Annotated in this window: 17 protein-coding genes and 1 pseudogene; 11 read left to right on the forward strand and 7 right to left on the reverse strand. The window is 69.9% G+C overall.

All coding sequences use genetic code 11. From position 1 onward, the window contains the following. Positions 1 to 49 precede the first annotated feature (49 nt). A complete protein-coding gene (locus AB0383_RS12730; RefSeq protein WP_366187033.1) occupies positions 50 to 1,375 on the forward strand; it encodes a dicarboxylate/amino acid:cation symporter in 1,326 nt (441 codons plus the stop codon). A 78-nt stretch (positions 1,376 to 1,453) separates the two neighbouring features. On the opposite strand, the gene AB0383_RS12735 is transcribed toward AB0383_RS12730, so the two are convergent. Continuing rightward, positions 1,454 to 2,191: a hypothetical protein gene (locus AB0383_RS12735; RefSeq protein WP_364181482.1), complete on the reverse strand. Its 738-nt coding sequence runs from the start codon at positions 2,189 to 2,191 to the stop codon at positions 1,454 to 1,456. 50 nt (positions 2,192 to 2,241) lie between these two features. Between AB0383_RS12735 and AB0383_RS12740 the strand changes: the two genes are divergently transcribed. From AB0383_RS12740 to AB0383_RS12775, 8 genes and pseudogenes are all read left to right on the forward strand, one after another. Further along, positions 2,242 to 2,532 (forward strand): SAV_915 family protein, encoded by a 291-nt coding sequence (locus AB0383_RS12740; protein WP_285970436.1) that lies wholly within the window; start codon positions 2,242 to 2,244, stop codon positions 2,530 to 2,532. A gap of 93 nt (positions 2,533 to 2,625) precedes the next feature. Further along, positions 2,626 to 4,422, forward strand: coding sequence for an acetyl/propionyl/methylcrotonyl-CoA carboxylase subunit alpha (locus AB0383_RS12745; RefSeq protein ID WP_366187035.1), 1,797 nt, complete (start codon positions 2,626 to 2,628; stop codon positions 4,420 to 4,422). Between the two features lie 54 nt (positions 4,423 to 4,476). Continuing rightward, positions 4,477 to 5,040 carry a DUF1707 domain-containing protein gene (locus AB0383_RS12750; RefSeq protein ID WP_366187037.1) on the forward strand — a complete coding sequence of 188 codons (564 nt, stop codon included), beginning with the start codon at positions 4,477 to 4,479 and terminating at the stop codon, positions 5,038 to 5,040. Between the two features lie 11 nt (positions 5,041 to 5,051). After that, positions 5,052 to 5,447, forward strand: a complete 396-nt coding sequence (locus tag AB0383_RS12755) for a DUF1707 domain-containing protein (protein WP_364181489.1) — start codon at positions 5,052 to 5,054, stop codon at positions 5,445 to 5,447. A gap of 72 nt (positions 5,448 to 5,519) precedes the next feature. Further along, the gene (locus AB0383_RS12760; RefSeq protein WP_366187039.1) at positions 5,520 to 6,743 is read left to right on the forward strand and encodes a sensor histidine kinase; all 1,224 of its coding nucleotides are present in this window, start codon (positions 5,520 to 5,522) and stop codon (positions 6,741 to 6,743) included. Next, positions 6,740 to 7,359: pseudogene (locus tag AB0383_RS12765) on the forward strand (response regulator transcription factor). The gene AB0383_RS12760 and the pseudogene AB0383_RS12765 overlap by 4 nt, the downstream one beginning before the upstream one ends. A 71-nt stretch (positions 7,360 to 7,430) precedes the next feature. Further along, positions 7,431 to 8,423, forward strand: a complete 993-nt coding sequence (locus AB0383_RS12770; protein WP_364181492.1) for a hypothetical protein — start codon at positions 7,431 to 7,433, stop codon at positions 8,421 to 8,423. A 27-nt stretch (positions 8,424 to 8,450) separates the two neighbouring features. Then, positions 8,451 to 8,981 (forward strand): GNAT family N-acetyltransferase, encoded by a 531-nt coding sequence (locus AB0383_RS12775; RefSeq protein ID WP_364181494.1) that lies wholly within the window; start codon positions 8,451 to 8,453, stop codon positions 8,979 to 8,981. A gap of 117 nt (positions 8,982 to 9,098) precedes the next feature. On the opposite strand, the gene AB0383_RS12780 is transcribed toward AB0383_RS12775, so the two are convergent. Further along, positions 9,099 to 10,856 carry a glycerol-3-phosphate dehydrogenase/oxidase gene (locus tag AB0383_RS12780; RefSeq protein WP_364181497.1) on the reverse strand — a complete coding sequence of 586 codons (1,758 nt, stop codon included), beginning with the start codon at positions 10,854 to 10,856 and terminating at the stop codon, positions 9,099 to 9,101. Positions 10,857 to 10,964: 108 nt separating this feature from the next. On the opposite strand from AB0383_RS12780, the gene AB0383_RS12785 reads away from it, so the two are divergent. Both AB0383_RS12785 and glpK read left to right on the forward strand, forming a co-directional pair. Next, positions 10,965 to 11,915, forward strand: a complete 951-nt coding sequence (locus AB0383_RS12785; RefSeq protein WP_364181500.1) for an MIP/aquaporin family protein — start codon at positions 10,965 to 10,967, stop codon at positions 11,913 to 11,915. A gap of 49 nt (positions 11,916 to 11,964) precedes the next feature. Continuing rightward, a complete protein-coding gene (gene glpK / locus AB0383_RS12790; protein WP_366187043.1) occupies positions 11,965 to 13,470 on the forward strand; it encodes a glycerol kinase GlpK in 1,506 nt (501 codons plus the stop codon). Between the two features lie 84 nt (positions 13,471 to 13,554). Here the strand turns inward: glpK and AB0383_RS12795 are convergent, their stop codons facing one another. From AB0383_RS12795 to AB0383_RS12815, 5 genes are all read right to left on the reverse strand, one after another. Then, complete coding sequence (locus tag AB0383_RS12795; protein ID WP_364181505.1) at positions 13,555 to 14,349, reverse strand: VOC family protein; 795 nt, start codon at positions 14,347 to 14,349, stop codon at positions 13,555 to 13,557. A gap of 100 nt (positions 14,350 to 14,449) precedes the next feature. Further along, entirely contained in the window at positions 14,450 to 15,052 is a 603-nt protein-coding gene (locus AB0383_RS12800) for a class F sortase (protein WP_364181508.1), read from the reverse strand. A 100-nt stretch (positions 15,053 to 15,152) separates the two neighbouring features. Then, on the reverse strand, positions 15,153 to 15,800 hold the full coding sequence (locus AB0383_RS12805) for a hypothetical protein (RefSeq protein WP_366187046.1): 648 nt from the start codon (positions 15,798 to 15,800) through the stop codon (positions 15,153 to 15,155). A 231-nt stretch (positions 15,801 to 16,031) separates the two neighbouring features. Next, on the reverse strand, positions 16,032 to 16,469 hold the full coding sequence (locus tag AB0383_RS12810) for a hypothetical protein (RefSeq protein ID WP_364181514.1): 438 nt from the start codon (positions 16,467 to 16,469) through the stop codon (positions 16,032 to 16,034). A gap of 138 nt (positions 16,470 to 16,607) precedes the next feature. Next, positions 16,608 to 18,011, reverse strand: coding sequence for an NAD(P)H-quinone dehydrogenase (locus AB0383_RS12815; protein ID WP_364181517.1), 1,404 nt, complete (start codon positions 18,009 to 18,011; stop codon positions 16,608 to 16,610). Positions 18,012 to 18,132 lie beyond the last annotated feature (121 nt).

Raw genomic sequence — 18,132 nt, forward strand, 5'->3', positions numbered from 1 at the left:
CGGCCCGGTTCGGGCCTGAACGGGAACTTTCGACCTCTGGGGTGGCTTCGTGTCCTTCCTCCGCGCGTACACCAAACCTCGAGTCTTCGCGGCCGCGGTGATCGGCTCGCTCGTCGTGGGCGCGGCGCTCGGCGTCCTCGCCCGGACGACGAGCGCCACAACGCTCACCAACGTCCTCCACGAAATCGGCGAAATCTTCACGACGCTGTTGCAGATCGCGGTGATCCCGCTGGTCTTCACGGCGATCGTGGTCGGCATCACCAGCCTGCGCGGCCTCGGCGGCGGGCGCACGGCCGCGCGGCTCGGCGGCCGGACTGTGCTGTGGTTCGCCATCACGTCGTTCATCGCCTCGCTGATCGGCATCGCGATCGGCAAGCTGTTCAACCCCGGCGCCGGCGGCCTCGGCGCGGGCATCGCGGCCACGGCGAAGAACGCCGACAAGGCCGCCAAGAGCGTGAGCAGCTGGGGTTCGTGGGACTCCTTCATCGACGGGCTGCTCCCCCAGAACTTCTTCTCTGCCTTCACCGACGGCAACACCCTGCAGGTGCTCTTCCTCGCCGTGCTGATCGGCGCCGCGGCCTACAGCCTGGGCGACAAGGCCAAGCCGTTCGTCGACTTCACCACGAGCGTCTTCGAGATCATCCAGCGCTACCTCGGCTGGATCGTGCGCCTGGCCCCGCTCGGCATCGCCGGCCTGATCGGCGCCGCCGTGTCCAACTACGGCGACGCCCTCTTCCGCCCGCTGCTCTCCACCACGGCCGCGGTCTACGTCGGCTGCCTGCTGGTGCTGTTCGTCGTCTACCCGATCCTGCTGAAGTTCGTCGCCAAGATCAGCCCGGCGACGTTCTTCGCCAAGGCCGGCACGGCGATCCAGTTCGCGTTCGCCTCGCAGTCCTCCGCCGCGACGCTGCCGCTCACCCGCCAGGCCGCGGTGAACCTGGGTGTCGAACCGTCCTACGCCGCCTTCGCCACCCCGCTCGCCAGTGCGACCAAAATGGACGGTTGCGCCGCCGTTTTCCCCGCCATCGGCACCATCTTCATCGCCAACCTTTCGGGCGTGCAGCTGAGCATCGGGCAGTACGTGGGCATCGTGGTGGTCGCCGTGCTCGGCGCGCTCGCCACCGCGGGCACCACGGGCTGGCTCACCGCACTCACGCTCACCACCGCGTTCATCGGCCTCGACGCCAAGCAGGTGGCGCTGGGCATCGCGCTCATCTACTCCGTGAACCCGATCATTGACATGATGCGCACGGCCACCAACGTCGCCGGTCAGATCGTGGTCCCGACCATCGTCGCCCGCGCCGAAGGCCTGCTCGACGACACGGTGCGCGACACCCCGGCCCCCAAGGTCCAGGCCGAGCCGGTCAGTGCTTGACCAAATCGCCTGACCAAATCGCCTGACCAAGCAGCCTGATCCGACGTGACGGCGGCTGGGCAACAGCACCAGCCGAACTCAGCCGCCGTCCGCACACGGCCGCAGCTCCGAGGCCCGCACCTCAACCTGCGGCCACCCCCTCAGATCCGACGGCGACGCCACCTTCTTGGTACAGCCGAGCTCCATACCGTTGAGCTGGTAGACCTCGGCGAGCACCGGCGCGGCCTGGCACTTGGGCGTGCCCGGTGTCGCATCCGGACACTCGTGCCGCACGACGATCACGTCGGGCCGGCCGTCGGTGTCGACGTCGAAGAGCGAAAGCGTGCCGGCATCGGCGAAGTAGGGCTTCCCGAAGTCGCGCCACACCCCGCCCGAGCCGACGAGCAGCTCGCCGAACGCGCCGCCCGCGCCGTCGCCCCCGCCGACGTCGCCGGTCACGAGGCACGCCGACGTCTCCCCCGCGATGCAGCGCAACGACTCCGCGGTGAGCTTCGCCCCCATCGTGGTGATCGCGAGCTCGAACTCCGTGCCGGGCTGCGGCCCCACTTGCACGCGCCCCCAGCCGCCGGACGCGTCGGAGAGCAGCACGACCGGGGTACCGCCCACGGTCATCGCGGCCAGCTGGCGGCACGCGCCGCTGCCGCAGGTCGCCGCGGTGGGCGCCGCCGGCTCCAAGCTCACGGGCGGAACGCCGGGCGCGCCGTCGGGTTTCGGGCGCAGCACGACGACGACCACCAGCGCCGCCACCGTCACCACGGCGGCGAGCACCGCCGTGAGCAGCGCGGACCGCGGGGTCCGGGTCGGCGAGATCCGCATATCCGAGACTGTAGGCGACCTTGCAGACGGTGGCCGTCTATGTTGTTCCGGTGACGAACCCCAATCTCCCCCCGGCGCTGTACCTGCCGACCGGCCCGGTCTCCGGGACCACCGACGGCGGCACCGGTGCCAACATCGAGCTGCGCCGCACCCCCGATGGCCGCGTGGCCCTGGTCGCGTTCACCGCGCTCGACCGGCTGATCGACTGCTGCGGCGAGCACCAGCCGTGGATCATGATCAACACCGAGCACTTGCCGAAGATCCACCAGGTCAACCCCTACGACGTGATCGTGCTCGACTCCGAACTCCCGGTCGAGCTGCGGCACACCGCGCGGGTATAACGAAACCACCGGGTGGTCCAGCTCTCATCCCAGTGGGTAGTGCGGTCCGTAGACTCCGGGACACCAGGCAGTGGAGCTCACGGGAGGTACCGGGTGACCGAGCAGGACGTCGCGAGCACGGGTGGTCCGGTGACCAAGATTCTCGTCGCCAACCGCGGTGAGATCGCGGTCCGCGTGATCAGGGCGGCGAAGGACGCGGGTCTCGAAAGTGTGGCCGTGTACGCCGATCCCGACCGCGACGCACCCCACGTGCGCCTGGCCGACGAAGCGTTCGCGCTGGGCGGCACGACCGCCGCCGAGAGCTACCTCTCCATCGACAAACTCCTCGACGTGGCCAAGCGTTCCGGCGCCGACTCCGTCCACCCGGGATACGGGTTCCTGTCGGAGAACGCCGATTTCGCCCAGGCCGTACTGGATGCCGGGCTCACGTGGATCGGCCCGAGCCCACAGTCCATTCGCGACCTCGGCGACAAGGTGACCGCGCGGCACATCGCGACGCGCGCCGGCGCGCCGCTCGTGCCCGGCACCAAGGAGCCGGTGAAGAACGCGGACGAGATCATCGCGTTCGCCGACGAGCACGGCCTGCCCGTGGCGATCAAGGCGGCGTTCGGCGGCGGCGGGCGCGGCCTCAAGGTCGCCCGTACGCGTGAGGAAATCCCCGAGCTGTTCGAGTCCGCGACGCGCGAGGCGGTGGCCGCGTTCGGCCGCGGCGAGTGTTTCGTGGAGCGCTATCTCGACAAGCCGCGCCACGTCGAGGCGCAGGTACTGGCCGACCAGCACGGCACCGCGATCGTCGTCGGCACGCGCGACTGCTCGCTGCAGCGCCGCCACCAAAAGCTTGTCGAAGAGGCGCCCGCGCCGTTCCTGTCCGACGACCAGCGTCGGCGCATCCACGAATCGGCCAAGGCGATCTGCAAGGAAGCCGGCTACTACGGCGCCGGCACCGTCGAATACCTCGTGGCCACCGACGGCACCATCTCCTTCCTCGAGGTGAACACCCGCCTGCAGGTGGAGCACCCCGTGTCCGAGGAGACGACGGGCCTCGACCTCGTGCGCGAGATGTTCCGCATCGCGCGCGGCGAGAAGCTGCGCATCACCGAAGACCCCGAGCCGCGTGGGCACTCCATCGAGTTCCGCATCAACGGCGAGGACGCCGGCCGCGGTTTCCTGCCGGCGCCGGGCACGGTCACGAAGTTCATTTCGCCCAACGGCCCCGGCGTGCGCGTCGACTCCGGAGTGGAGTCCGGCAGCGTGATCGGCGGCCAGTTCGACTCGATGCTCGCGAAGCTGATCGTCACCGGTTCCGACCGCAACAACGCGCTCGAGCGCAGCCGGCGCGCGCTGGCCGAGTTCGTGGTGGAGGGCATGGCGACCGTGCTGCCCTTCGACCGCGTGATCGTGGACGACCCGGCGTTCATCGGCGACGAGAACGGTTTCTCCGTGCACACGCGCTGGATCGAAACCGAGTTCGACAACAAGATCGAGCCGTTCGTCGCACCTGATGCCGAGGCCGAGGAAGAGGCACCGCGGCAGAACGTGGTGGTCGAGGTCGGCGGCCGGCGGCTCGAGGTGTCGCTGCCGGGCGGCTTCGCGCTCGAAGGCGCGGGCGGCGGGGCGGCGGCCACGAAGGCCAAGCCGCGCAAGCGCTCGGGCGGCGCGAAGGCCGCGGTGAGTGGCGACGCCGTCACGGCGCCGATGCAGGGCACGATCGTGAAGATCGCGGTGGAGGAAGGCCAGCACGTCGAGGCGGGCGAGCTGATCGTGGTCCTCGAGGCGATGAAGATGGAAAACCCGGTCACGGCGCACAAAGCGGGCACCGTCACGGGGCTTTCGGTCGAGGTCGGCGCCGCCGTGACCCAGGGCACGCAACTTCTGGAGCTCAAGGACTGAAGTTGTGCCGAATGTCGTGGGTTCCCGGGCCCGTGGCGGCATACCATCGTCGATGTGACAGAGGTTCCGTCTCCGCAACTGCGGATCAGCGACCAGGAACGGGAATCCGCGCTGAATGCGCTCGGTGAGCACATGAGCGCGGGGCGGATCGACATCGACGAGTACGGCGAGCGCTCGGCGCGCATCACCGCAGCCAAGACGCGGGGTGAGCTGGCGGGGCTGTTCGGCGACCTCCCTGCTCCGCACCCGGTCTACGGCGGTGCGGAGCCTGTGGCGCCCGTTCCCGGCGCGCCTCCGGTTCCCGCCCCTGCTCCGCAGACGGCGGTAGCCCGGCCGGACGGGTGGAACGGTGGCCAGCGAGTGGTGGCCGCGCTGGTACCGCTGGTGTGGATCGCGACCATCGCGCTTATCGCGACGAGCACGCTGCCCGCGTGGCCGCTGGTCATCGCGCCGATCGCGCTCAGCATCATCGGCCGAGCACTGTGGGGCCACGGCGGCAACCACCACCACGACCACCGGGACCGCCACCGCGAGCACCGCATCGACCACCGCGAAGCCCGTCGCGAGATGCGCGACGAGATGCGCGACGAGTTCCGTCGCCGACGCGACCGCTGGTGAGGCGCACCCCCGTGTCCGACATGCGGTTGAGCGACGAAGAACGCCAGGACGCCCTCGACGTGCTTTCCGAGCACGTCCGCACCGGCCGCCTGGACGTCGACGAATACGGCACCCGTTCGGCCAAGGTCACGGCCGCCAAGCGGGTCAGCGACCTGGAACCGCTGTTCGACGACCTGCCCTCACCCCGGCCGAGCGCGCTGCTGGCCATTTCGCGGCCCGGGGCCACCGCCGTGCCCGCTCCGAGTCCAGCCGGCGACAGTGCGTTGATGCGCTTCGCCCTGCGGTTCGCCGTGCCGATCGCGGTGGTGGTGGCGATCGCGGTGTTCGTGCTGTCGCGCGGGCGGCTCATCCTCGTCTTCGCGCTGCCCCTGGCGATCCTCCTGATCACGGGCTGGCGCCGGCGCTGATCCACCGATCGGTGGAGGCCGGCGTCGAACGGTGGACCCCGGCGTGCGCGTCGAGCTGCGAGAATCGCGCCCATGATGGGTGTGGTGCCGGGTGCCGTGCACCCGCGCGGCGAGCGGCTGGCCGGGCCGCTGTTCGCCGCGATCGGGATCGTGGCGCTCGCCGTGTGCACGATCTGGGCGGCGGGTGACCACGTCAGTTCGGTGACGCTCGTCGTCGCGGGCCTGTCGGCGGCGTGGCTGCTGCTGCTCGTGCCCTTGTTCCCGCGACGGGCGCAGCACCCGTGGCTCGCGGTCGGGTTCTTCGCCGGCCTGCTGACCGGGGCGGCCGCCCTTACGACGCTCGACACCACGTATACGGCCTTCGCGTCGATCGGCTACCCCATCGCGTTCGTGTTGTTCGCCGCCCGCTGGAGCATCTTCGCCGTGACCGCGACGGCCGTGGTTCCCTTGCTGGCCAAGGGAATCTGGGGCACGGACACGCCGACGCCGGCCTGGGTGTTCGTCGCCTCGGTGGTCGGGCCAATGCTGTATGCCGCGTGGTTCGTCGGCGCGGAGAACGACAAGCGGCGACGCGCCAACGCGGCCCTCGCCGAGGCCAACGCGCGGCTCGAAACCGCGCTCGAGGAGAACGCCGGGCTCCACGCGCAGCTGCTCACGCAGGCACGCGAGGCCGGCGTGCACGACGAACGCCAGCGCATGGCGCGCGAAATCCACGACACGCTCGCGCAGGGCCTGACCGGCATCGTCACGCAGCTGCAGGCCGCGGACCGGGCGTCGTCCGCGGAGTCGCGGCAGCGCCACCTCACCCAGGTCCACACGCTCGCCAAGGACAGCCTCACGGAGGCCCGCCGCGCTGTGCAGGCGTTGCGGCCCGAGCCGCTCACGGACTCGCGGTTGCCCGAAGCGTTGGCGGAGCTGGCGCGTCGCGTCAGGGACACCTCGGGCGTCGCGGTGACGGCCGAGACCTCCGGCGAACCCGTGCCGCTGCTGCCGGAGCTGGAGGTGACGCTGTACCGCGTGGCGCAGGAAGCCTTGGCCAACGCCGAAAAACACGCGCGCGCTTCGCGTATCGCCGTCTCCCTCACCTACGCCGGCGACGTCGTCCTCCTCGACGTCCGCGACGACGGCGCCGGCTTCGACCCTGCGTCACCGGCGCGTGGCGACGGCACCGGCTTCGGCCTGCAGGCGATGCGCCAGCGCGTGCGGCGCGTGGCGGGGACGTTCGCGCTCGAATCGGCACCGGGCGAAGGCACCGCGGTCAACGTGCAGCTCCCGGCCATCCCGGCGGACCGATGATCCGCCTCCTGCTCACCGACGACCATCCGATCGTCCGTGACGGCCTGCGCGGCGCGTTCGATGGCTGTCCCGACATCGAGGTGATCGGCGAGGCGGCCACGGGCGTCGAGGCGCTGGCCTTCGTCGCGCGCCACCACCCCGACGTCGTGCTCATGGACCTGCGCATGCCCGAGCTCGACGGCGTCGGCGCGATCCGCCGGCTCGCCACCGAGCACCCCGCCGTGCGCGTGCTGGTCCTCACCACGTACGACTCCGAGTCCGACGTCCTGCCCGCCATCGAGGCGGGCGCCACCGGTTACCTGCTGAAGGACGCGCCCCCGTCGCCGACCTGCAGCACGCCGTCCGTGCTGCCGCCCGCGGCGAGTCCGTGCTCGCGCCCGCGGTGGCTGCCCGCCTGATGGAGCCGCTGCGCCGCCCCAAGCCGGGCGCGTTGACCTCCCGTGAGCTCGACGTCCTGCGGCTGGTCGCCGCCGGCGCCACCAACCGCGCGGCGGGGAACCAGCTGTTCATCAGCGAGGCGAGCATCAAGACGCATCTGCTGCACGTCTACGCCAAGCTGGGCGTGAACGACCGTGCGGCCGCCGTCGGCGAGGCTTACCGGCGCGGGCTGCTCTGACCTTCACCCGTTTGCCGGGCAACGTCCGGTTCGTCTGCTTCGTGAACTCTCCGACAAAGGGGAGGAACTACATGAAGCTCAGAGCACTGGCGGTCGCCGCGGCCGCTGTCGTCGTGACCGGCCTGGGGGCGGTGCCGGCGAGCGCGGACACCTGGCACGCGACCTCGCTGCCCCTGCCGAAGGGGCACGAGGACGCGACCGGCTTCCTCATGGGCACCGATGGCCACGGCGGCTTCGCCGGCGAGTTCGCCATCGACGGCACCTCACAGGTCGTGACGTGGACCAACGGGCAGCCCACCGTGCGCGGGCTTCCGGCGGGTTACGAGTTCGCGAGGGTGGTCGACGAGAACAGCTCCGGAGTCGTCCTCGGCGACGCGGTCGACTACGACACCGGCCTCAGCCGCGGATTCCTCTTGGACGGCAACGGTTTCCACCTCCTGCCGGCGCCTGGGAGCTACGTCGGCAGCCAGGCCACCGCGCTCAACGACCGCGGCGACGTGCTGGCGCTGCTCTTCGCCGACGACCCGGCCAAGGACGCCGTCGCGCTGTGGCCCGTTCTCGGGCAAGGCCTGGTCATCGTCCCGCACACCGGCGAGTGGGCCGACGCACGCGACCTCGACGAGGACGGCACCGTGCTGTTTTCGGACCACCTGTGGAAGAACGGGGTGAGCAGGCCGCTGACCCTTCCGGCCGGTTACTCCTCGGCGTTCGGGCTCGCCATCCGCGACGGCGTGGTGGTCGGGTTCGCAAACCCGGACGGCCCGCCGCCGAGCCAGGCGTTCAGGTGGACCGCCCCGGACCGCCCCGAACCGCTGCCCCAGGGTGACCAGGCCCGGTTCGTCAACAGCACCGGGCTGAGCGCCGGTCAGCTGCCCAATCTGACGACGCCGAACGCCGGCGCGCCGTTCGCCTGGCAGGACACCACGCCACTCGGCAAGTTGCCCCTGCCCGACGGCTACCGCAGCGGCGACGTCCACTCCGTCGGCGACGACGGCACGATCGGCGGAATCGTGTCCAACGGGCCGCTCGACGAGGGTGGCGCACCCGTCATCTGGGAGCGCTGAGGGCCCGGCTCTGGTTACGCTCGTGACGTGGAACCCGTGGAGATCAACGCGGGCGCGTACTACCTGCGCCAGCTGCGGGCGGACCGGCACCTCGACGACCGGGCCGCGCTGTTGGAGGCGTTCGCCGATCCGGAGCACAAGCGGTACGTGCTGAACTACCGGCTGCGGACGCTCGACGAAGCGACCGAGTACATAGCGCTGCGCACAGCGCAGTGGTCGTGCGACGAGCGGTGCTCGTGGGCGGTCGCGGAGCCGACGACCGGACGGCTGCTCGGGGAGGTCGGGTTGCGGGATCTGGACCTGACGTTCGACACCGCCGAGGCCTCCGTCTGGACGCATCCCACGGAGCGGGGCAAGGGCGTGGCGAGCACGGCGCTGAGCGCGGCTCTGCGCTACGGCTTCGGCGGGCTCGGGCTGCAGGAGATCAGTTACCGGCACGAGGAGAGCAACGTCGTGTCGGCGTCTGTCGCCGCGAAGTGCGGGTTCGCGTACGTGGGACCGGAGCGGACGCCGGCGCCGACCGGCGAGCCGTTGATCCGGTGGATCCGAAAGGCCTGAACCGGCGGTGAAAAATTCAGCGAAGGGCGCCTCGGCCGAGCCGGGGCGCCCTTCGGTGCAAAGCCGTGAAGGGCACCTTAAGGGAATCCGAGCCCCTGAAGGTGCCCTTCACAGACCTCAGCTCACCGGCTCGATGATCCCCGACCGAGCCTCCGGCGCCGAAGCGCGCAAGGCGTCCGCCGACTCGTCCGTCGGCTGCGACTGCGACTCGCGTTCGGCCTCCACCCGGGCCGTGTAGACGTCGACCTCGCGCTTGATCGTCTCCGCGGACCACCCCAGCACCTCGCCGACGAGGCGCGCGACCTGGTCGGCGCAGTCGGCGCCGCGGTGGGCGTACTCGATGGAGATGCGGGTGCGCCGCGCGAGCACGTCTTCCAGGTGCAGCGCGCCTTCGTGGCTGGCGGCGTAGACGACCTCGACGCCCAGGTAATCGGGCGCGGAGTCGATCGGCTTGAGCAGCTCGGGACGGCCTTCGGCCAGCGCTAGGACCTCGTGGACCAGCGAGCCGTACCGGTCGAGCAGGTGCCGCACGCGGTAGGGGTGCAGGCCGTGCTGCGCGGCCAGGTGGTCGGCTTGGTTCACGAGCGCGTGGTAGCCGTCTGCGCCGAGCAGCGGCACCTTGTCCGTGATGGACGACGGCGGCCGGCCCGGCAGGTCCACCACGGCGGCGTCGACGGCGTCGGCCGCCATCACGCGGTACGTCGTGTACTTGCCACCCGCGATCGCGACCAAGCCCGGCGCCACGCGCGCGACGGCGTGCTCACGCGAGAGCTTCGACGTCTCCTCGCTTTCGCCCGCCAGCAGCGGACGAAGGCCGGCGTACACGCCCTCGATGTCGTCGTGGGTGAGCGGCGTGGCCAACACCGTGTTCACGTGGTCGAGGATGTAGTCGATGTCGTGCTTCGTGGCCGCGGGGTGCGCCAGGTCGAGATGCCAGTCGGTGTCGGTCGTCCCCACGATCCAGTGGTTGCGCCACGGGATGACAAAGAGGACAGATTTTTCAGTGCGCAGGATCAGTCCCGACTCCGAGACGATCCGGTCGCGCGGCACCACGATGTGCACACCCTTGCTCGCCCGCACGCGGAACCGCCCGCGCCCGCCCGACAGCCGCTGTAGCTCGTCGGTCCACACGCCGGTGCAGTTGATGACCGCGCCGGCCTGGATCTCCGTCTCGCGCCCGTCCTCGACGTCGCGCACCCGCACGCCCGAGATGCGGTCGGCCTCGCGCAGGAACCCCACCACCTGGGTCGACGTGCGCACCACGGCGCCGTAGTGCGCGGCTGTGCGGGCGACGGTCATGGTGTGGCGGGCGTCGTCGGACTGCGCGTCGTAGTAGCGGATGCCACCGATGAGCGACGACCTTTTCAACGCGGGAACCATCCGCAAAGCACCCGCTCGGGTGAGGTGCTTCTGCCCCGGAACGGACCGCGCGCCGCCCATCGTGTCGTACATCAACAGGCCCGCGGCGGTGTACGGCCGCTCCCACCCGCGGTGGGTCAGCGGGTACAGGAAGCTCACCGGCTTCACCAGGTGCGGGGCCAGCTTGGTCAGCATCAGCTCGCGCTCGTGGAGCGCTTCGCGGACCAGCCCCAACTCCAGCTGTTCCAGGTAGCGAAGGCCACCGTGGAAGAGCTTGCTCGACCGGCTCGACGTGCCGGATGCCAGGTCACGGGCCTCTACGAGGGCCACGCGCAGGCCGCGCGTCGCCGCGTCGAGCGCCGTCCCGGCACCCACCACGCCGCCGCCGATCACGACCAGGTCGAAGGTCTCCTTGCCGAGGCGCTGCCAGGACTCCTCGCGCACCGCCGGTCCCAGCTTCGCTTCCGTCACAGCGGCTGCCCTCCTTGCGACTTGCTGTTGTGCACACCCCAGCATCGCACGAGGACCGAGCGTTCCGCCCGGCCGGAAACTTGTCCGTTCCGGCGAGGCAGAGCAGCATGGTAGATCTCGACGCAAGGTGGCGTCGACTTGGGAGGGGAAGCGATGAGCGAGCAAATCTCTCAAAGGTCAACCGGGTGGAGCCGGCTACGCTCGACAATTGGCGGCGAGATGCTCGCCGAGTTTCTCGGGACAGCCGTCATCATCCTCCTCGGCTGTGGCTCGGTCGCGGTCGCGGTGGTGGGTCTCCCCGGGTCCGGCCGGCAATCGGTCGATTTCGGTGCGTCCAACTGGCTGATCATCGCGTTCGGCTGGGGCTTCGCGGTGATGTTCGCGGTCTACATGTCCGCCGGCGTCAGCGGCGCGCACCTGAACCCGGCGGTGACGCTGGCCTTCGCCGTCCGGCGGAAGTTCGCGTGGGCCAAGGTGGCGCCGTTCTGGCTCGCCCAGGTGCTCGGCGCGCTGGCAGGGGCCGCAGTGGTCTACGCCGTGTACCACGATGCCATCGACGCCTTCAACGCCGCGCAGAACCCACCACTGTCGCGACCGAACTCGTTGGGCACGTTCTCCATCTTCGCGACCTTCCCGGCCGAGTACTTCGGCAACGGGGTCTGGGGACCGCTGCTCGACCAGATCGTCGGCACCGCGATCCTCGTCGGGATCATCGCGGCGTTGATCGACAACCGGAACAATGCCCCCGAGAGCAATCTGGGGCCGGCCCTGATCGGCTTCGTGGTCGTGGGGATCGGGCTGTCGTTCGGCACGAACGCCGGTTACGCGATCAACCCCGCGCGTGACTTCGGACCGAGGCTGCTGACCTTGTTCGAGGGGTGGGGGAACAAGGCGTTCCCCGGCAACGGTGATTGGTTCAGCAACTACTGGTGGATCCCGATCGTCGGGCCCCTCGTCGGTGGTTTGGTCGGCATCCTGATCTACGACCTGCTCATCGGCCAGGTCCTGACGGCCCGGGAGAAGGCTCCCGGCGAGTTCCTGCCCGAGCCGGGGCGCGTTCCCGCCGACCAATCGGCCGAGAGCCAGCGGACGAGCGCCGAATGACCGGCAAGATCACCGTTCCGATGGATCTCGCCAGAGCGAGGGAGCAACGATGACTTCGTACGTAGCCGCGATCGACCAGGGCACCACGTCGACCCGCTGCATGATCTTCGACCACTCCGGCCGAGTGGTCGCCGTCGACCAGCGCGAGCACGAGCAGATCTTCCCGAAGGCCGGTTGGGTCGAGCACAACGCCGAAGAGATCTGGGAGAACACGCGCGCCGTCGCCGGTGGCGCGGTCGCGAAGGCCGACTTGCACACGCGCGAAATCGTCGCCGTCGGCATCACCAACCAGCGCGAGACGGCGCTGGTATGGGACCGGACCACGGGCAAGCCGGTGTACAACGCGATCGTCTGGCAGGACACCCGCACGGACAAGATCGTCGGCGAGCTCGGCGCGCTGGGCGGTGGCCAGGAACGCTATCGCCAGAAGGTCGGCCTCCCGCTCGCGACGTACTTCTCCGGCCCGAAGGTCAAGTGGATCCTCGACAACGTCGACGGCGCCCGCGCGAAAGCCGAGGCCGGTGACCTGATCTTCGGCAACATGGACACCTGGGTGCTGTGGAACATGACGGGCGGCGTCGACGGCGGCATCCACGTCACGGACCCGACCAACGCGTCTCGCACACTGTTGATGGACCTCGACACGCTGCAGTGGGACGCCGACATCGCCTCGGACATGGGCATTCCGCTTTCGATGCTGCCGGAGATCCGCTCGTCGTCGGAGGAGTACGGCAAGGTCCGCGAAAAGGGCGCCCTCGCGGGTGTGCCGATCGCCGGGATCCTCGGCGACCAGCAGGCCGCGACGTTCGGGCAGGCCTGCCTCTCGCCCGGCGAGGCCAAGAACACCTACGGCACCGGCAACTTCGTGCTGCTCAACACCGGCACTGAAAAAGTCATGTCGGACAACGGCCTGCTCACCACGGTCTGCTACAAGATCGGCGCCAACGACACGGTCTACGCGCTCGAGGGTTCGATCGCGGTCACCGGTTCGCTGGTGCAGTGGCTGCGCGACAACCTGGGCATGATCGCTTCGGCGGCGGAGATCGAGGAGCACGCCAGCACGGTGGAGGACAACGGCGGCGCGTACTTCGTGCCGGCGTTCTCCGGTCTGTTCGCACCGTACTGGCGCTCGGACGCGCGCGGCGCCATCGTCGGCCTCACGCGGTTCGTCAAGAAGGGCCACCTCGCGCGGGCCGTGCTCGAGGCGACCGCGTTCCAGTCGCGTGAGGTCATCGACGCGATGAACGCCGACTCCGGCGTGCCACTGAAGTCGCTGAAGGTCGACGGCGGCATGGTCGTGAACGAGCTGCTCATGCAGTTCCAGGCCGACATCCTCGGCGTGCCCGTGATCCGGCCGGTGGTCGCCGAGACCACCGCCCTGGGCGCGGCCTACGCGGCCGGCCTGGCCGTCGGGTTCTGGGAGTCGGAGGACGATATCCGCACGAACTGGGCGCAGGACAAGCAGTGGGACCCGTCGATGGACGAGTCGCGCCGCGAAGCGGAGTACCGCAACTGGAAGAAGGCCGTGACGAAGACGTTCGACTGGGTCGACTGACCCCGCGGCTTCGTTTCGGCGAACGACCCCCGTCCGGTTTCGGACGGGGGTCGTTCGCATTCCTGGATACGGCAGGCGTTCGGGTCAGGCGCCCCAGCCCTCTTGGGTGCCGGACTGCTCGTTGGGTGCCATGAGCTGGAAGGACGCGCCCTGGTTGTCCTTGGCCATGAGCATCCGCCCGAACGGCGTGTCCACCGGGTTCTCGGTCACGGTGCCGCCCAGCTCGGGGATCTTGGCCGCGGCGGCGTCGACGTCGGCGGACCAGAAGTAGGTCATCCAGCCCGGTTCGTAGTCGCCGTTCGCCTGGCCGAGGCCGCCGGTCGGGCGGCCGTCGATGTCGAGGGTGGCGTAGGTGAACTCGTCGTTCGAGATGTCGTTGAACGAGTAGCCGAAGACCTTGCCGTAGAAGTCCTTGGCGGCTGCGAAGTCGCGCGACATGTTCTCGTTCCACGCCGGCGCGCCCGGCGCGAGCGTGACTTCCGTGCCGTGGTGCTCACCCGCCTGCCAGAGGCCGAACACCGACCCCGTCGGGTCGGCCGCGATCGCCATGCGGCCCTGGGTCATCACGTCCATCGGCGGGGCGATGACACTGCCGCCGGCCTCGGTGATGGCGGCCACGGTCTTGTCCACATCGGACACGGCCAGGTACGTGGTCCAGGCGGCCGGCATGCCCGCCTGGTCCGCCGGAGTCTCCCCTACCCCGGCCACCGGACGGCCGGCGAGCTGCGCCATGCCGTAGTAACCCATTTCGGGACCGCCGAACTGAACGTCCCAGCCCAGCAGGCTCTCGTAGAACGTCTTGGCCGCGGTTCTGTCGGGCACCATCAGGTCGACCCAGCACGGCGTGCCGTCGGGCCAGCGTTCGTCGCGGAACAACATCTGCACTCCCCATGATCAGTTGCGATGCGGATTGTGTCTGCGGCCACAGTCTTGCACCGGCCACCGACAAAACCGGAGAACCATCACGAACGAGCAGCGATCAGTGACCGTGGGCGACGAGCCGCGCGTAGACGATCACGTTGTCCTCGTAGTTGTGCGCAGCGCGGTCGAACGCGCCGCCGCACGTGATGAGGCGCAGCTGCGCGTCGGGAGTGTCGCCGTACACCGCGTCGCTCGGGAACACGTCCTTCGGCACCTGGTCCACCTTGGTCACTTCGAACCGCGCCGTGCTGCCGTCTTCCCGCTTGATCGAGACCTGGTCCCCGGGCGCCATTTCCTTGAGGTGGAAAAAGATCCCCTCGTGCTTGTTGCCGTCCACATGCCCGAGCACCACCGCCGGCCCGCGCTCGCCCGGCGTCGGCGAGTACTCGTACCAGCCGGCCTGCAACGGCGTGCTCACCGGCGGCACCTGCACGGTGTTGTCGGCGTTGAGCCCGAGCGGGACGAGCGTGGAGTGCGCGTCGATCTTCGGGATGTCCAGCGACACTGGTTTGGACTTCGGCAGCACCACGGACGTCTCGGGCGCCGGCGGCGTCAGGGAATGCCCCACCTGCGGCGGCGAGGACGAGGCGGACGGAGCGGCGCAGCCACCGAGCACGGCCAGCGCCGCCAGAGCCACCGCGGCGAAAGTCTTTCTGAACATGTCTCCCCCTTCGGGTCCCGAGGGCGCACTGAGCACCCAACCAGGTGACCGAGCGCGGTCGCCGGAGGGGCCGCGACTGCCCTCCGGCGACCGGGTTTCGTCAGCCGCGCGAGCGCCGCCGCGCCAGCACCATGCCTGCGCCGCCGACGGCCAGCACGCCCATCGCGCCCGCGGCCACCGCGAGCCCGGAGGACGAATCGTCGACGGGACCGTCGGTGCCACCGGTCTGCGGCGCCCCCATCGGCACCTTGGTGACCTCCTTCGGCGTCGTCGGTGTGGTCACCACGGCGTCCTTGGCCGGCAGGACCTTGAAGCTCTGCGTGAGCTTGGCCTTGCCGCAGAGGAACGTGACGGTGTAGGTCCCCGGCTTCGCGTTCTTGTTCACATCGGCCGGCGTCTGGTAGACGTACGCGGTCTCGAGCGGCTGCTCGGTCCCGACGGCTTCGAGCTCCCCGAACGTGATCACCGTCGAAGACAGCTTCATGCTCGTCTTCGGCGGGCACACCACGCGCGCCGTGACCGAGTCACCGGCTCTGGCCGCGCGCGGCAGGACCGTGAGCGACGGCTTGGGTTGCCGGTGCTCGCCCGTCGGCGGCGTGGGCTTGTCCGACGTGGGCGGGACCGGCGTCGAGGTGCTCGACGTCGGCTGCGCGGGCGTGGTCGGCGCGGTGGACTCGGCCGCGAAGGCCGGAGCCGCGGTGAGCAGACCGGCCGCGAGAATCGACGAAAAAACCGCAATGCGTTTCATGGAATTTCCCCTCGACTGATTTTCCACAACGGAGGACAGCGGATTCCGCAACCCCACGCGTACAGTTCCCCCTGCCACGCGGCGGTGCTCCTCCGACACCATGAAGACGTCTCCGACCTGCACCGGGTTGTCAATCAGCGTAACGATTCAAGCACGCCGGGAACTCGGGTTGCACACGCGAAAAAGCCGCCGGAAATGGTTTCCGGCGGCTTTTCAGTAAGTCTGGCTGCGCTATTCGGCGAGGCTTCCGTCGCCCGCCTTCGCCGCGCCCGCAGGAACCGTCGCCACCTGGGCGGCCGGCACGGTGAACGTGGCGGCGTAGGTCTTTCCGCCGCACGCCACCGTGAGCGGGTAGTCGCCGGCGGCGGTGCCGGACACGAGGTCGGCGTCGGCGGAGACGGTGGCGTGTACGCCGATGAAGGGGCCGAAGTCGTAGTTCGCGAACTTCAGCACAGGCGAACTGAACGTGGTCGAGCCAGCCTTGGCGCCGGGACAGTCGGCGAGGGCGACGTTGGACTCGCCGCGCTGGAAGTGGTTCACCAGCCCGCGCAGGGCCGCCGTGTCCTGGTTCAGCTGCACGGTCACGGCCGGCGCGGGCGCCGCCGCGGGCGCGGGCCCTCCGGTCGCCGCCACCGCTTGTCCGGCCACGGCGACCGTCCCGATCGCCATCGCCGCAACGAAAACCGCCCTCTTGCGCACCCTCGGCCCCTTGTCCCGCTCAGTCATCAGCCTGTCACCGCACAAGACGCGGCGAGCCACGCGGGGTTGCGCGGAAATGGAAAACTGTCCGAACCAGATCGGCCGGGATCAGTCGAGGTCGTCGTGGCGCATCAGCTGACGCCCCGCCTCGGTGATCGAGCCCGACAGTGACGGGTACACCGAGAACGTCAGCGCCAGGTGGTCCACCGTCAGCTGGTTCTGCACGGCCAGCGCGATCGGCAGGATGAGCTCGCTCGCTGACGGCGCCACGACCACACCGCCGACCACCACACCCGTGGCGGGGCGGCAGAAGAGCTTCACGAAACCGCGGCGGAGGCCTTCCATCTTGGCGCGAGCGTTGGTGGCCAGCGGCAGCATGATCGTGCGCGCGGGCACCTCGCCGGAGTCGATGGCGTGCTGGCTGATGCCGACGGTCGCGATCTCCGGGTGCGTGAACACGTTGGCGGCCACGGTCTTCAGCTTGATCGGCGCGACGCCCTCGCCCAGCGCGTGCCACATCGCGATGCGGCCCTGCATGCTCGCCACCGACGCGAGCATCAGCAGGCCGGTGCAGTCACCCGCCGCGTAGATGCCGGGCACGCTGGTGCGCGACACGCGGTCGACGGTGATGAACCCGCCGGGGCCGGGCTCGATGCCCACGCGGTCGAGGCCGATGTCGGCGGTGTTCGGGATGGACCCGACGGTCATCAGCGCATGGCTGGCCTCGATCACCCGGCCGTCGGCCAGGTGCACCGCAACGCCCTTCTCCGTGCGCTCCACGCGCTCGGCGCGCGCGTGCTTCGCGACGGTGGTGCCACGCTGCGAGAAGACCTCTTCGAGCACCGCGGCGGCGTCGGCGTCCTCGTGGGGCAGCACGCGGTCGCGGCTGGACACGACGGTGACCTTCACGCCCATCTCGGTGTACGCGGAGGCGAACTCGGCGCCCGTGACACCCGAACCGATCACGGCGAGGTGCTCGGGCAGCTCGGTGAGGTCGTAGAGCTGGCGCCAGTCGAGGATGCGCTCGCCGTCGGGCACGGCGCCGGGCAGCACGCGCGGGGTGGCGCCGGTGGCGATCAGCACGACGTCGGCGCCCACGGCCTCCGTGGTGCCGTCGGCGTGGGTCACGGCGACTTTGTGCGTCGCCAGGCCCGGCTCCTCGTCGCAGAAGCTGGCGGTGCCGTTGATCACGCGCACACCCTCACGCTGCACGCGGGCGCGGATATCGGCCGACTGCGCGAGCGCGAGGCCCTTCACCCGGCCGTGGACGGTCAGCAGGTCGACGCTCGTGTCGGCCAGATCGGTGTTGATGCCCAGCTCACCGAGGTCGTGCATCTTCGCCAGCGCGCCGGACGACGCGATGAACGTCTTCGACGGAACGCAGTCGTAGAGGACACAAGCGCCGCCCAGGCCATCGCGCTCGACGATCGTCACGTCGGCGCCGTGCTGAGCGGCGACCAAGGCGGCTTCGTAACCCGCCGGGCCCCCGCCCATGATCACGATCCTGGTCACCTGAGGTCCTCCTCGATACGCGTGTGGCCGGTGGGTCCAACGGTACGCGGAGGGGTCCGTCGCCAAGCGAAGTGGCCGGACACGGCATGTGCATCCGCTCGTGCGCTGAGCGGGTCGCTAG

The sequence above is a fragment of the Amycolatopsis sp. NPDC051373 genome (assembly GCF_040689465.1).
Lineage (GTDB): Bacteria > Actinomycetota > Actinomycetes > Mycobacteriales > Pseudonocardiaceae > Amycolatopsis.

Excerpts from the sequence above, each read along its gene's own strand:
- AB0383_RS12785 (WP_364181500.1), top strand. The coding sequence starts at position 10,965 with ATGAGCGAGCAAATCTCTCAAAGGTCAACCGGGTGGAGCCGGCTACGC.
- AB0383_RS12810 (WP_364181514.1), bottom strand. The coding sequence starts at position 16,469 with ATGGCGATCGGGACGGTCGCCGTGGCCGGACAAGCGGTGGCGGCGACC.
- AB0383_RS12735 (WP_364181482.1), bottom strand. The coding sequence starts at position 2,191 with ATGCGGATCTCGCCGACCCGGACCCCGCGGTCCGCGCTGCTCACGGCG.
- AB0383_RS12800 (WP_364181508.1), bottom strand. The coding sequence starts at position 15,052 with ATGTTCAGAAAGACTTTCGCCGCGGTGGCTCTGGCGGCGCTGGCCGTG.
- AB0383_RS12760 (WP_366187039.1), top strand. The coding sequence starts at position 5,520 with ATGATGGGTGTGGTGCCGGGTGCCGTGCACCCGCGCGGCGAGCGGCTG.
- glpK (WP_366187043.1), top strand. The coding sequence starts at position 11,965 with ATGACTTCGTACGTAGCCGCGATCGACCAGGGCACCACGTCGACCCGC.
- AB0383_RS12795 (WP_364181505.1), bottom strand. The coding sequence starts at position 14,349 with ATGTTGTTCCGCGACGAACGCTGGCCCGACGGCACGCCGTGCTGGGTC.
- AB0383_RS12805 (WP_366187046.1), bottom strand. The coding sequence starts at position 15,800 with ATGAAACGCATTGCGGTTTTTTCGTCGATTCTCGCGGCCGGTCTGCTC.
- AB0383_RS12770 (WP_364181492.1), top strand. The coding sequence starts at position 7,431 with ATGAAGCTCAGAGCACTGGCGGTCGCCGCGGCCGCTGTCGTCGTGACC.
- AB0383_RS12780 (WP_364181497.1), bottom strand. The coding sequence starts at position 10,856 with ATGCTGGGGTGTGCACAACAGCAAGTCGCAAGGAGGGCAGCCGCTGTG.